Source organism: Paenibacillus sp. YN15 (assembly GCF_003285005.1).
Taxonomy (GTDB): Bacteria; Bacillota; Bacilli; order Paenibacillales; family NBRC-103111; genus Paenibacillus_AR.
Window position 1 is genome coordinate 238,834 of sequence record NZ_QMFA01000002.1, and the last position, 12,954, is coordinate 251,787.

Genomic DNA, 12,954 nt, shown 5'->3' on the forward strand with positions numbered 1-12,954 from the left:
CTACAATGAAACAAAGCTTCTTTTTGCAATAGAGCGGACGCGAAGGAGAGAGAGTGGGTATGGACTGGACGACGGATGCATGTTTGCAGGAGCTGTACGCCGGCACGGATGGCCAAAGGCAGGAGAACCGGCGGAACAGCGGAACCCCGGAATACCGGGAATGGCTCCGGGGCAGGCTGAGGCTTGCTTTGGGGAGGTTTCCCGACCCTGCTCCTCCTCTTGAGGCCCGGGTGCTGGAGCGAGCCGATTACGGTGATTTTATCCTGGAGCGTGCGGCCTATACCACCATGGAGGCTGCCCGCGTGCCGGTTATGGTGCTGATCCCGAAGGCAGGGCAGGGTCCGTGGCCGGCGGCGCTGGCCTGCCACGGCCACGGCAATGGCCAGCGGGATGCAGCCGGCCTGGATGAGCAGGGCCGGGAGCTGGAGGACCCGGGGATTCACAACCGCTTCGCCGTCCGGCTGGTCCGCAAGGGGATGGTGGTGGTGATCCCGGAGATCATGGGCTTCGGCGTCCGGCGGATGGCGGAGGAGCTGAAGGCCAATCCCAATTACAGCTCCTGCGGCACATTGGCCTCCCAGCTGCTGATGTACGGCCGGACATTGGCGGGCATGAGAGTGTATGAAGCCATGCGGGGACTGGACTATATGGCGTCGAGGCCGGATGTGGACGGGACGCGGCTGGGGCTGTTCGGCTTTTCTGGGGGAGGGCTTATCGCCGCGTTTACCGCAGGGCTGGATGAGCGGGTGCAGGCAACCGTGTTATGCGGCTGGACCAACACCTTCCGGGGCAGCACCCTGGCCATGCATCATTGCATTGACAATTATTTGCCCGGCCTTCTCCTGGATGCGGAGCAGCCGGAGCTGGCCGGATTGATTGCCCCGCGGGCATTGTTTGTGGAGTCCGGCCAACAGGACCCGATTTTTCCCGTGGAGCATACCCGCCAGGCCATTGCATATCTGGAGGAGCTTTATGCGGCTTGGGGCGTCCCCGGGCAATTCGGTTGGGATATTCATCCGGGAGGCCATGAAATTTCCGGAAGGAGCAGTGTAGATTGGCTCCGGGGCAAGCTGGGCAGCAAAGCGGAGCAATTGTAACCTATTGGCAACCAAGGAGGAAAACTATGATGAACACAATCCAGAATCCGATTCTGAAAGGCTGTAATCCGGACCCGTCGATTATCCGGGCGGGCGATGATTATTATATCGCCACCTCCACCTTCGAGTGGTTTCCCGGTGTGCAGATTCACCATTCCCGGGATTTGATCCATTGGGAGCTGGTTGCCCGTCCCCTGAACCGGGTATCCCAGCTGGACCTGCACGGCGTAGGCGCTTCCCAGGGGGTATGGGCGCCTTGCCTGACCTATGACAACGGCATATTTTATCTGGTGTACACGGTCGTCAATTCCTTTTATTGCAAAATGTACGATACCCATAATTATCTGGTCACCGCCACGGATATCCTGGGCGACTGGTCGGAGCCGGTTTATCTGAATAGCTATGGCTTCGACCCGTCCCTGTTTCATGACGACGACGGCCGGAAATATATTGTCAGCATGGTAACGGACCACCGGGTAACCAAGCAATACAAGGGGCATCTGGTGCTCCAGGAATATTCTCCGGCGGAGCAGAGGATGCTGGGGGAGGCACGGACCATTTATGCCAGTCACGAGGGTTTCTTTGAAGGGCCGCATATTTACAAGCGCAACGGGTACTATTATCTGTTTGCCGCCGATACGGGGACGGGGGAGGGCCATGGCCAATCCATTCTGCGCTCCCGTGAGCTGTATGGGCCGTACGAGGCGTATGAGGGCAATTCCATCATGACCGCCCGAAACCATCCCGAGCTCTTGCTGCAAAAATCCGGCCACGGCGATCTGGTGGAAACCCAAACAGGCCAGTGGTACATGGCCCATCTCTGCGGAAGGGCGCTGGAGAACCGGACGGAAAAGGGAGACCGCAAATATACGCTGGGCCGGGAAACTGCCCTCCAGAAGATGGAGTGGACGGAGGACGGCTGGCTCAGGCTGGCCAACGGCACCGGCTTGCCGGATGTGGAGGTGGAGGGCCCGGGGCTGCCGCTGCATCCGTTCCCGGCGAAACCGGCAAGGGATGATTTTGACGGGGAAAAGCTGGATATTCACTTCCAGTCCCTGCGTGTTCCGCTGGATGAGACCTTCTATTCGCTGACGGAACGCAAGGGGTACCTGCGCTTGTATGGCAGAGAAGGACTGGGCTCCAAATACCGGCAGAGCCTTATTGCCCGCCGCTGGGAGTCCTTCGTTTTCACCGCCAGCACTTGTGTGGAGTTCCGTCCCGTCATCTACAAGCAATTGGCCGGTCTGATTTGCATGTACGATACGGAAAATTATTATTATCTCCATATTACTCACCATGACGATTACGGCCGCTGCCTCTGCATTCTGTCCGCCGTGAACAATGTGTATGCGGAGCCTGCGGGTTACATCTCCCTGCCGGAGGAAGCGGAGCGGATATGGCTGCGTGCGGCGGTGGATCGTGACAAGCTGCAATTTTTCTATTCGGCAACAGGGGAGGACGGCTATATTCCGGTTGGGCCGATATTGGATGCCAGCACCTTGTCCGACGAAGCCTGCCGGGAGGGCTGGTTTACCGGAGCGTTCGTAGGCCTGTGCTGCCAGGATCTGACGGGCTTCGGGAGACCTGCCGACTTTGATTATTTTGAATACAGGGAAGACAGCGTTTGTATGGGGAAGGACTTGTAGAAGACGGGAGGGGCAGGCAATGGACTTTGAGCTGCGGAAGCTGTCCGTAACGGACGGACAGGATATCTACGACATGCTGCAGGAAATTCCCAAAGCGGAGAACGGCTTCATCAACGGCGGGCATGGTTGCACCCAAGAGGAGTTCCGGCAATGGCTGGCCCGTCAGGATGCCGCATCCCGTGGGGAGGGATTGGCGGATTGGATGGTGCCGAGCACAACCTATTGGCTGTATGTCGACGGATATCCGGTTGGATTTGCCAAGCTGCGCCATCATCTGACGGACCGGCTGAGGGAGGACGGCGGCAATATCGGGTATGCCATCCGGCCCGGCCAACGGAACAAGGGCTACGGCACCATCCTGTTAAGCAAGGTGCTGGACGAAGCCCGGCTCATGAGGCTCGGCCAGGTATTGGTGACGGTATGGCCGGGGAATCAGGGCTCCATCAACGTAGCTTTGAAGAACAACGGGACCATTACCCGTTCAACAGAGGATAGGCATTATATCTGGATTACCTGCTGACGGAGGGGAGAAGCATGAAGCTGGGAATGCCGATGCTTGTTGAGTTTGCCGGTCTGCAATCCGGAGATTACCGGCCAGACCCCTTTCTCAAAGTCACAGAAAGTATATATCGGAAGCGGCAGGGCAATTGCATTAGACTTTGTACGAAACATGCCCCTATGCGTTTCTAACGTGGTTGTGCTGTGGTTTTGTTCCCTCACAGTAGACATTTTGTGAATTTTGTCTTTCATACAGTGGACATGAGCAGAGTAGCTCTCTCCTCCCCTACTTTGCTCACAAAACACAATATACGGGAAACAAACGACGTTCAACAACTATATTTAGACGTGTATCCTGGAGCGACCGCTATAGCCGCAATGTCCACTTTCCAACGGACATGCGGGAANGAAACAAACGACGTTCAACAACTATATTTAGACGTGTATCCTGGAGCGACCGCTATAGCCGCAATGTCCACTTTCCAACGGACATGCGGGAAGGTTTTGTCCTTCCGACGCACACAAAAGCTGGATATGAAAATCCGGTTTCTGCGCTTCCTCTACCTTGGACTAATGCGATTGCCCTGCGGGAAGCGGCTCGACTTCTTGACAAACGCAGGTTGTCAAAGGAGGCCGATAGGCGTTTATCCTCGCCACAGTTGGGCGGACAGAGAATCCGCTATTTTTCGAATGTGATCCGTTTTCAGATTTAACGGATCGTGAGTCCGCGGGGGAGAAAAAAAGGCAGATTTTAGTGAAATAGCGGAACCACAGTCCGCCAAACTCAAACTTTGCGGAGGAGTCGGTTATTGCGGGTTACCTGGAACGGTTGAAGCATATGCATCTGCATGATTATGACGGGATGCAGGATCATGCCCGCCTCTATCCGGTCAGGTTCCCATCAATGACAGACTCGAACTGGCAGAGAGCAAGGGAATCCGTGTGGTGGTGGAGGTTAAAACAAGCGAGGCCCTTGGAAGCATCAATCCGGAGTGTCAGAACTAACTTCCGTTTAAAGGGGCAATGAATAAATGAAAGCTTATATGCATATAGAGCCATCACAGCAAAACCGGCCCGCCAGGCATCGCGCAGGGCCGGTTTAATTGTGCCATAAAATTAGGATTGTGGCTCCGCCCGGAGATAATCCAGATTCCGGTCCACCAGAGCGATCCGCTGCTGCACACAGGCGTAGGAGCGGAGCGGGTCCTCCGGGGTATGGAGCACATAATCCAGCAGTCTGTCCACGGTGGTGGAAGCTACATGGCAGCGGGTGTCGGAGGAGGCGTAATACAGGAACACATCCCCGTTATCCCGGGCGATCAGGCCGTTGATAAAGACCACATTGGAGACATCGCCGATCCGTTCCTCCCCTTCGGGAGCGATGAGATGTCCCGCGGGAGCGTGAAGCAGCTTGGACGGGTCCGCCAGATCGGTCAGGAAAGCGTAAACCACATAACGAAGTCCTGCCGCGGTATTGCGTACCCCGTGGGCGATGTGCAGCCAGCCCTTGGCAGTTTTGATGGGGGCGGGGCCTTGGCCGTTTTTGACTTCCTTAATGGTATGATAATAGCGGCGGTCTATAATGGCTTCGGAGGTGATAACGGCGGGATTCATGCTCTCCGACAGGCCCCAGCCGATGCCGCCGCCGGAGCCGGCGTCAATGAAGCCGTCCTGGGGACGGGTGTAGAAGGCGTATTGGCCGTCTACGAATTCGGGATGCAGCACTACATTCCGCTGCTGGGCGGAGCCGGTTTGCAGGTCGGGCAGCCGTTCCCAGGTTTTCAGATCCCGGGTCCGGGCGATGCCGGCTTGGGCTACGGCGCTGGACAGATCCCCCGGAGCGGCATCCGGGTCCTTGCGCTCCGTGCAGAAAATCCCGTAAATCCAGCCGTCCTCATGGCGGGTCAAGCGCATGTCGTAGATGTTGGTGTCCGGCTCCTCCGTCTCCGGTATCACCACCGGATGATCCCACAAGCGGAAGCCGTCCACCGGCGAATCGCTCTCCGCCACGGCAAAGAAGGACTTGCGGTCAACCCCCTCCATACGGGCCACCAGATAAAATTTGCCGTTCAGCTCAATAGCTCCCGGATTGAAGGCGGCGTTGACGCCGATCCGCTCCATGAAGTAAGGATTGGTCTCCGGGTTGAAATCATACCGCCAGACCAAGGGGGCATGGGCGCCGGTCAGCACCGGATAGGTATAACGCTCAAAGATGCCGTTTTCGGAAAACAGGGGTTCATTCCTGCGCTTAATCAGCGCTTCATGCCGGTCCGCAATGATTTGCTTACGCTGTTCAAACAAGCTGCTCATCAGATCACAACCTTCTTAAGGGATATTGGTTCGGGCGCAAAAAGGGTCAACCGCCGGAACCCAACCGGCTTATAATCTCAAAACAGGCTCTGCTGTTATGGTAGGGGCATTTCCATTCATTGACCTTGGCTTCGTCCAAGGCGGGGGCGCCGGCTCTGTCCGTCTTCCAGAACCATTCCCCGTTCACCCGGTCCACGATATGCTCCCGGGTAAACCTCCAGCAATCCGCAGCCGCCTGCCAATACCGCTGTTCCCCGGTCATCTGCCAGGCATTCACAAAACCGACAATCGCCTCCGCCTGGCCCCACCAATGCTTATCCCCATCCAGCACACCGTCCGCGTTGCCCTCCCACATGACAGCGCCGTCCGGGTCCACGCCTTCCTGCAGCACAGCCTCTGCCATCCGCAGGGCAATTTGCCGGGCGCGGTCCAGCAGCTCCTCATCTCCCAGCACCTCCGCCGCTTCCATGATCAGCCAGCTTCCTTCAATATCATGGCCGTAGGAGATGATATCGGAGGTGCTGGTCCAATCTTCGTTGAAATACAGGAGAAAATGCCCGTTCTCCCCGTCGATAATGTGCTGAAGCGTAACCTCCAGAAGCTGCCTGAGTTGGGCTTCCAGCTTGGCATCCTTGCGCACCCGGAAATAATTGGTGTACGCCTCCAGAATGTGCAGATGGGTGTTCATGGTTTTTTTGACGTTCTGGTCCAGCTCGGAGAGCCGCAGACTATCGTCTACTTTCCAGTCTCTGGTGAAGACGTCCAGATAACCGCCGTGAACAGGGTCATAGCTTCTCTCCACCACGGCGAATACTTTTTCCGCCAGGTCAAGCACCTCCTCCCGCCTGGTAGCCAGAATGTACTCCGTAATGCCATACAAATAAAAGGCCTGGCCGTACATCTGTTTCTTGGTTTCCAGAGGCCGGCCCAAATCATCCACCATCCAGAAATAGCCGGGATGCTCCCGGTCCTGAAAGCAGCTCTCCAAATAATGAAGCGCCCTGTCGGCCATTGCCAAGTATTCCGGGCGGGGGTCATGCCGATAGGCCCGGGCGAAGGTCCAGAGAATCCGGGCGTTTAAGACAAGGCCCTTGGGGGCTTGCGGGTGAACGGTCATGTCGCAGTCAATCCGGCCGATAAATCCGCCGTTGGTATGGTCTTGCGTATGCGTGAGCCAAAATTGCAAAATACGGTCCAGTTCCAGAGACATTTCATGCGCGAGCTGCGAGGATTGCATAATAGTCACACCTCCATTTTGTTAGCCAACTCAAGCAATTGTAAACCAAACAAAATACTAACGTCAACTCTTTTTATGCTAACAAAATGTCTTGTAAACGGGTTCCCCATCCGTTAGTATAGGGGATATGGAAATGAGCACGGGATAATGGAGGGGTTAACCATGGGCAAAAAAGTCAGCATGCAGCAGATTGCGGATATGGTGGGCCTGTCCAAATATGCTGTATCCAAAGCATTGGCGGGGAAAGGCGGGGTCAGCGCCAAAACCAGGGAGCGGATTATCGAGACCGCTACCCAGCTGGGCTACTTCAAGCAGCAGAAGGCGAAGAGGAGCGCAGGGGAGAAGCCAAAACCAAGCGCCGCAGCTTCGGCCGGGACAGGCCATGGATTTGAGGCGGGAGACAGGGCGGTGGTGGCTGTGCTGATGCCTAACGTTAGGCTGCAAAATATGGAGTCCGGGTTTTGGAGTGTGATTGTAAACGGCATCGGCTACGCCTTGTCGCGGCTGAACCTGGGAATGCTGATTCTAACGGAGCAAACGGCGGAGCATCTGGAAACGCTGCTAAAGCCGGAGCGGCTGATCGGGGTCATCGGCGTAGGGGAAATCTCCACCCCGATGCTTCTGGAGGTGCAGCGGTTGGGGCTGCCCTTCGTATTGACGGATCATGAGGACCCTCTGGTGCCGTCCGATGCCATCTTTGCCTCCAATATGGACAGCATGGCCGCCTTGACCGGACATTTGTTGGCCCTGGGCCACCGTTCCTTCTGGTTTCTGGGGGATGTGGGCTTCTCCCGAAGCTTCGCCGACAGATGGCTGGGCTTCCGCAAAACGCTGGAGGAGCAGGGCATTGCGGTGAATCTCTTAACGGACAGACTGCCGCTGTCGGGTACGGACCGGGAGGGCAATATCCGCTTTCTGGAGAGGAAGCTGGACGAACTTGCGGCAGAGCGGCTGTCCTGGCCTACAGCATGGGTATGCGCCAATGACGAGATTGCCTTGGCCGCCTTGGCGGTGCTGGAGGAGAAGGGAATCAGTGTCCCGGGAGAGGTGTCCGTCACCGGATTTGATAATATCGGGGAAAGCCAGCAGGCCAGTGTTCCGCTGACCACTGTCCATGTCAAGAAGGTGCAGCTGGGGGAACGGGCTGTCGCCGCTTTGCTGGAGCGGGCCAGGGAGCCGGACAAGCCTTTTGAGAAAATCAGCCTGGCATGCGAGCTGGTTATCCGCAGCTCCGCAGCAGGCGGTAGAGAGGCATAGTACATCTTTGCTATTGAAGCTCTATTATGCGCGCTATCACCTGCGGCTCATACCGTGCTTTGGTAAACGCGATTTCCCGCTCCATTTGCTCCAGATGGCGGACGCTGCCGGAACGGTCATGCTTCCGGTATTGCACTGTGCTTTTATCCATAAAATGAAAATCCGTTCCCGACAATAGAACCCGGTACCACATATCGAAGTCATGCGTAAACGGAAGCATTTCGTCAAACAGTCCGAGCTTTACCAGGAGATCCTTTGTGATGGCAACGGTGCAGCCGTTAATGGGATTGCCCCACAGGAGATGGCGGAAAAAATCCAGCTTGGAGGAAAATCTGGCCGCGGCGGATTCTTTGGTCAACTGCCCGGCTTCATCAATCAGGTCAAAGTCGGTAAAGCTGGCCTCCGCCTTGTGCTCCTCCATGAATGCCACCTGGCTTTCCAGCTTGTCGGCATAATACAAGTCATCGGAGCTGAGCCAAGCGATGAATTTCCCTCCTGCGTGGCGTATCCCCATATTGAGGGCGCTGGCCGTTCCGCCGTTTGGCTTGCGAAGGCAGCGCACATGCTTGGAATAAGGCTGGATCAGGGTCGTATGCTCAGTGGAGCCGTCGTCAATCACGATAATCTCCACATTGGGATAGGTTTGCTGAAGAGCGCTTTCGATTGCCCTGTCCACGTAGGGACAATTATAGAAAGGGATCAAAACCGTTACCTTTGGCGGCATTCCCAACACTCTCCTTCCCGCTGCTTCGCTGACAATCCCTCCCATATCCGCAGCCGAAAAAACTCCGTTATCCTTATATTATTCCGGGCTTGTGCGAATGAAACGGGGGTTGCCATCCATTTTTCTGCACACATGCGGAATTTCAGCGGGGCTGCCCTTGCATCCGCCGTTCTTTGCTCACCGTTTGTACACCTTTGAATATAATATTCTCGAAACCACAGCGGGAGGTGATTGCAATGAGTCTGTTTATAGACGGGAGAACATCTCAGAATGCCAGCACCGCAAACTCCATTGCCATTCCGATTCTTGTTATTGATACGCCCCAATTATTCGGTCAGATCGGGCTGAACGCGTTTGATGCCACCGGTATTCCGCGTGTGATTATGACCGGCACCATGTCCGTGCAGCTTCCTTTGGCGCTGGTGGGCATCACCATCACCGTCGTGAGAGGCACCCTGCCTACCGATCCGATCGTCTATTCCGCAACCACGACATTCAATCTCTCCGTTCTTGCACCGCAAGTCATTACCTTCACCGCTGCCGATTATAATCCGCCGGTTACACCGTTGCTGGTGTATACCGCCTTTGTTTCGTCCAATCTGCTGGGCACGATCCGGGTTGGACCGGAGAACTTCAACGGCATCCTGATTGCCGACGAGTAAGAGACGTTGCCTGAACGTCAGCACCATTATGGATATTCGAATCGGTAAAAAACCGGAATCCCATGCATGTTTGGGTTCCGGTTTTCTTTTTCTGCCTGGGCGATAACGAACGTAAGTTCTTGTATTTGCAAATATAACTTCTTAAAATCCCGCATATCAAACTGAAAAAACCGCATACTAAAAATTTTGGGGGTATGATAGTCTTAAATCACGGAAGGAGAACCGGCGCTGCAAACCCGGCGGCGTTCTCCGGAAGCAAGCTTAATTATTTAAGGGGAGGCTAAATACAAATGGCACTTACCAAAAAGGCTTTAGCAGTATCCGTATCGGGAGCAATGGCGCTTTCACTGGTTCTAACCGCTTGCGGCGGCGACAAATCCTCCGGCTCGGACGCCAGCCCGGCTGCGTCAACAGGAGCAACGGCAACGGCGGCGGCAAGCACAGCACCGAAGAAGAATGTAAGCTTCACCATCGGCTACGCCACCGGCGACCCCGCCACCAAACAAGCCATGGCCGATGCAGTAGCGGCTTTCACTAAAGCCAATCCCAATATCAAAATTACCGACCTGTCGGAAGGCGGCATGGCCTCTTATCTGGACTGGCTGAAGACCAAGGACGCCGTTGGCGAATTCCCCGATCTGGTGGAAATGCGGGATACCCAGCTGTTCTCTGAAGCAGGCAAAATCGCCGAGCTTCCCGCCGAATGGCTGAGCCTATTCTCGGATGCGCCCAAGCTGAACGGCAAGAACTGGACGGCTCCGATTGTCGGCACCGCCCCGCAAGGCATTATCTACAGCAAGAAAGCATACGCCGATGCAGGGGTGACCGCAGAGCCCAAAACCTATGATGAATTTCTGGCGATTCAGGAAAAGCTGAAGACAAAGGGAATTACCCCGCTGACCTTCGGCGGCAAGGATATCTTCCACTGGGGCTTCTGGATCAACAAGTTCTTTATGGACGGTATGCTGGCGGATGATCCCAATTGGAACTCCAAGCGCACCAAGGGTCAGGCCAGCTTCACGGATGCAGGGCCGATGCAGGCTATGCAGGATTTTACGGAGCTGTTCACCAAGGGTTATGTGGAAAAAGGCTTCCTGAGCACGGCTGACAACCAGACTGCCTCCATGCTGGTCACCGGCAAAGCCGCCCAGCTGTTCTCCGGTCCGTGGATGTTCTCCCAGATCAGCCAGGCTGATCCCAAGTTTGAATATGGCTGGTATCCGGTGCCGGACCGCAAGGGCAGAGTTATCGTCAATGGACTGAACAGCCTGCAGGGCTGGTCCATCTCTACCAAAGCCAATGCCGATGCAGACAAGAAGGCAGCCATCAGCGAATTTATCAAATTCTTCTTCTCCAAGGATCAATATACCAAGTTCATGAAGTCCGTCAACGGCATTCCGACTACGAAAGAGGCCATTACGTATGAAGCCGGTCCGCAAATGCAGCGGGTGCTGGAGGTTATGAACGACAGCAAAACCATCAAGAGCCTGCAGATCAACTCCTTCTGGGGAGAAAATCAAATGCCGCCCCAATGGCGCAACTGGTTCTACAAGATGGCTCAGGAATGGCTGACCAAAGGCGACTTCAGCGTGGAATACATGAAGAAGGCCGATGCCGAATGGGATGCCAACATTAAGGCAAACGCAGCAGGAAAATAAGCTGAACAGGGAATGGGGCAGCCTTCCAAGCATGAATCCGGGCGAACGAGGCTGCCCTTTCCTTAAATTGCTGTTCTTAGGAGTGAGGGTATGGCAAATACAGAGACCATTCAAGCTGCAACCAAAAGCAAGGCGTTATCAAAAAAGAAAAAATGGCCTGCTTTTTCGATATTGTTTATTCTGCCTTCCTTTATCTTGTATACCTTGTTCGTGATTTATCCCACCTTAAACAGCTTTAATCTCAGCTTCACCAACTGGGATGGTGTAAGCGACACCATTCATTACATCGGCTTCGACAATTTTGTGGAGATGTTCCACAGTGAGCGTGTATATAATGCGTTGAAAAATACATTGATTATTTCCTTCTCTCTGGTTGTGCTGGAGAATATTCTGGCCATCCTGCTGGCTATGCTGGTGGATCAGGTCAGGTGGCTGAAAAATTTGTTCCGCAGCATTTTTTACTTCCCGGTGTTATTGAGCGGTATTGTCATGGGCTTCGTATGGGCGATTATTTTCAACTACAACTTTGGCGTTATCAACCAGCTTCTGGACCGGATTGGGCTGGAAAGCCTGAAGATCGATTGGCTGGGCAGCCCGAAATATGCCTTGCTGGCGATTATCATTACCACGGTCTGGAAAGGCGCAGGGTATTATATGATTATTTACCTGGCCGGCCTGCAAGGCATTCCGCCGGAGCTGCATGAAGCGGCGGCTATCGATGGAGCCAACCGCTGGCAGCAGTTCCGCCATGTGACCTTCCCGCTTTTGGCAGGCGCTATGACTGTGTGTATCATGCTCTCCATGATCAGTGCGCTGAAAATCTTCGACCAGATCGCCGTCATGACCGATGGCGGACCGGGTTTTGCTACGGAAACACTGACGTATATCGTGTACAAGGTTGGCTTCGGCGAGCTGCGGCAGGGCTATGGCACTGCATTGTCTCTGGTTCTGTTTGTCCTGATCCTGGTTGTATCGCTGATCCAAATCAAGCTGCTGCGGAAACGGGAGGTGCAAATGTAAGATGTACAAAACTCAAAAATGGTTTGATATTGCATTGTTGGCTGCGGCGGTTGTTTTGGGCATCTTCTTTTTCTTCCCGGTATACTTCAGCTTGATCTCGGCCTTCAAATCCAACGGTGAAATTTTGCGGGATGCCATAGCATTGCCCTCGGGCTTGTATCTGGAAAGCTTTAAATACCTGTTAACAGAAACAGATTTTCCAAGAGCTATGCTAAACAGTCTAATATTAACGGTGGTGTCTATTGCCTTTATGATTCTGCTTATCCCCATGGCCGCATACGCCATTGAACGAACGAAGCGGAAGTGGACGAACGCCATCTACGTTTACTATTTGGCAGGCATGATGATTCCGTTTCAGGTTTATATGATTCCCCTTTTTAAAGAAATGCGGGCCTTGGGTTTGTACGGCAGCTTGACCGCGCCCATTCTGATCTACATTTCCGGCTCGGTGGGGATGGGGGTTCTGTTATTCACCAGCTTCATTAAGGGCATCCCCGCTGAAATCGAGGAGGCGGCGGCCATTGACGGCTGCTCCCGGTTCCGGATTTTCTGGCAAATTGTGTTTCCGCTATTGGGTCCGTGTACGGCCAGTATGGTTGTGCTGCAGGGGCTTGGAATCTGGAACGACTTCCTGATGCCCAGTCTGATCCTTCATTCGGATAAACGGACGATGATTGTGGAAATCTTCAAGTTTGTGGGGGAGCTGGCCTCCCAATGGGATATGGTGTTTGCGGGAACCACGATGTCCATTGTCCCGGTGCTGATTGTTTTTGTCGCGCTGCAAAAGTATTTTGTCAAAGGCATTGCCGCCGGCGCCACAAAAGGTTGACCCGCATAAGCCGCTT

Annotated in this window: 11 protein-coding genes; 8 read left to right on the top strand and 3 right to left on the bottom strand. The window is 54.6% G+C overall.

From position 1 onward, the window contains the following. The first annotated feature begins 59 nt into the window (after window positions 1–59). The 3 genes from DQG13_RS02965 to DQG13_RS02975 are packed head-to-tail and all read left to right on the top strand — an operon-like array spanning window position 60 to window position 3,263. A complete protein-coding gene (locus DQG13_RS02965) occupies window positions 60–1,097 on the top strand; it encodes an alpha/beta hydrolase family protein (protein WP_113018092.1) in 1,038 nt (345 codons plus the stop codon). A 29-nt stretch (window positions 1,098–1,126) separates the two neighbouring features. Beyond that, window positions 1,127–2,743, top strand: coding sequence for a glycoside hydrolase family 43 protein (locus DQG13_RS02970; RefSeq protein WP_113018280.1), 1,617 nt, complete (start codon window positions 1,127–1,129; stop codon window positions 2,741–2,743). 19 nt (window positions 2,744–2,762) lie between these two features. Then, window positions 2,763–3,263, top strand: coding sequence for a GNAT family N-acetyltransferase (locus DQG13_RS02975; RefSeq protein WP_113018094.1), 501 nt, complete (start codon window positions 2,763–2,765; stop codon window positions 3,261–3,263). A gap of 1,094 nt (window positions 3,264–4,357) precedes the next feature. On the opposite strand, the gene DQG13_RS02980 is transcribed toward DQG13_RS02975, so the two are convergent. After that, window positions 4,358–5,551: a glycoside hydrolase family 130 protein gene (locus DQG13_RS02980; RefSeq protein WP_113018096.1), complete on the bottom strand. Its 1,194-nt coding sequence runs from the start codon at window positions 5,549–5,551 to the stop codon at window positions 4,358–4,360. A gap of 46 nt (window positions 5,552–5,597) precedes the next feature. Next, a complete protein-coding gene (locus DQG13_RS02985; protein ID WP_113018098.1) occupies window positions 5,598–6,788 on the bottom strand; it encodes an AGE family epimerase/isomerase in 1,191 nt (396 codons plus the stop codon). A gap of 162 nt (window positions 6,789–6,950) precedes the next feature. Between DQG13_RS02985 and DQG13_RS02990 the strand changes: the two genes are divergently transcribed. Continuing rightward, window positions 6,951–8,045 (top strand): LacI family DNA-binding transcriptional regulator, encoded by a 1,095-nt coding sequence (locus DQG13_RS02990; RefSeq protein WP_113018100.1) that lies wholly within the window; start codon window positions 6,951–6,953, stop codon window positions 8,043–8,045. 10 nt (window positions 8,046–8,055) lie between these two features. On the opposite strand, the gene DQG13_RS02995 is transcribed toward DQG13_RS02990, so the two are convergent. Further along, window positions 8,056–8,769, bottom strand: a complete 714-nt coding sequence (locus tag DQG13_RS02995; RefSeq protein ID WP_113018102.1) for a glycosyltransferase — start codon at window positions 8,767–8,769, stop codon at window positions 8,056–8,058. Window positions 8,770–9,005: 236 nt separating this feature from the next. On the opposite strand from DQG13_RS02995, the gene DQG13_RS03000 reads away from it, so the two are divergent. The 4 genes from DQG13_RS03000 to DQG13_RS03015 all read left to right on the top strand — a co-directional run bounded on the left by DQG13_RS03000 (window position 9,006) and on the right by DQG13_RS03015 (window position 12,938). Further along, complete coding sequence (locus tag DQG13_RS03000; protein ID WP_113018104.1) at window positions 9,006–9,431, top strand: hypothetical protein; 426 nt, start codon at window positions 9,006–9,008, stop codon at window positions 9,429–9,431. A gap of 290 nt (window positions 9,432–9,721) precedes the next feature. Further along, window positions 9,722–11,089, top strand: a complete 1,368-nt coding sequence (locus DQG13_RS03005; RefSeq protein WP_113018106.1) for an ABC transporter substrate-binding protein — start codon at window positions 9,722–9,724, stop codon at window positions 11,087–11,089. 90 nt (window positions 11,090–11,179) lie between these two features. Next, a complete protein-coding gene (locus DQG13_RS03010; RefSeq protein WP_113018108.1) occupies window positions 11,180–12,109 on the top strand; it encodes a carbohydrate ABC transporter permease in 930 nt (309 codons plus the stop codon). Between the two features lies 1 nt (window position 12,110). Continuing rightward, the gene (locus DQG13_RS03015; protein ID WP_113018110.1) at window positions 12,111–12,938 is read left to right on the top strand and encodes a carbohydrate ABC transporter permease; all 828 of its coding nucleotides are present in this window, start codon (window positions 12,111–12,113) and stop codon (window positions 12,936–12,938) included. Window positions 12,939–12,954 lie beyond the last annotated feature (16 nt).